Origin of the sequence: Actinoplanes sp. NPDC051633 (assembly GCF_040681735.1) — a bacterium.
GTDB lineage: Bacteria > Actinomycetota > Actinomycetes > Mycobacteriales > Micromonosporaceae > Actinoplanes.
The window spans coordinates 1-1112 of the sequence record NZ_JBFAZH010001782.1; the positions used below are offsets into that span (position 1 = coordinate 1).

General features: G+C 69.5%; 2 protein-coding genes. Both read right to left on the bottom strand.

Annotated elements, in window-relative coordinates; translation table 11 throughout:
* A partial coding sequence (locus tag AB0M20_RS45125; RefSeq protein WP_364307791.1) for a DedA family protein occupies window positions 1-674 on the bottom strand: 674 nt, incomplete at its 3' end.
* 30 nt (window positions 675-704) lie between these two features.
* Complete coding sequence (locus AB0M20_RS45130; RefSeq protein ID WP_364307792.1) at window positions 705-1112, bottom strand: DNA polymerase ligase N-terminal domain-containing protein; 408 nt, start codon at window positions 1110-1112, stop codon at window positions 705-707.

Sequence of the window (1112 nt, forward strand, 5' to 3'; positions counted from 1 at the left end):
GTTGAGTCGTCGGGTGCCGGCGCCGCGGCCGACTCGGCCGCCTCCCGGGCTCGGCGACGACGCACGTGCCTCACGTGCAGCGTCGCGTAGGTGGCCACGGCCAGCACTCCGAGGGCGAGGGCCCACCACTTGTACCGGTGGGCGTGCTCGATGATCTCCACCAGGTGCGTACCCAGGAAGTAGGAAACCGTGACCCACCAGCCCACCCACAGCGCCGCCCCGATGGCGTTGTAGAGCAGGAACGATCTCCACGGCATGGCCGTGATCCCGGCGATCACGCCGTTGAGCTGGCGCAGGCCGTCGATGAAGCGGGCCACCACCACGATCCGGTTGCCGCGCCGGGCAAAGAACTTCTCCGCCCGCTCGAGCCGCGCCGGCGTGATGAACACGTACTTGCCGAACCGGTGCACCACCCGGCGCCCGCCCCGCACCCCGATCCAATACCCGACGTTGTCACCGAGCACCGCGGCCACGAAGGCCACCAGCGCGACCACGAAGACGTTCAGCCGGCCGGCCCCGGCGTAGATCGCCGCGGCCACCATGATCGTCTGGCCGGGCGCGGGGACGCCGAAGCTTTCCACGCCGATCACTCCGGCGACCGCGAGGTAGCTCCAGCGGTCGAGGATCGGGGCGACGCCGGCCAGGAAGCCGGGCAGGTCGGTTGAAGGTGGCATTGCTCCACACCGTAGCCGCCCGCGCAGCGCTCAAACGTCAGATCCGCGGTGGGGTGTCCCCCGGACGGCTGGCTGGGCCGGGTCGGGATGAACGGTCGGCTGCTCCTTGGTCATGTGCAGGAGCCACTGGTTACCGCCGGTGTGGATCAACGCGTACCTGCGTGAGCCCTCCCGACCGTGCAGCGTGAAGACGAACCGTTTCGCGTTGCGATCGCCCTGCTCCCACCACCCGATGTCGGCGATGAACTTGTTCTCGTCGGTGTAGGTCAAATGCTCCAGATCATGATCGGGCACGGCCACGGCGAGCCGGTTGCGCGCCGGGTCGGTCGGCAACCCCCGGGGCACCGCCCAGCTCCGCAGCACCCCGTCCTCCTCGAGCCGCAGGTCGAAGTGCGGCCGTGGCTTCCGGTGGTCGTGCAGGACGAAGTTGGGCTTCAC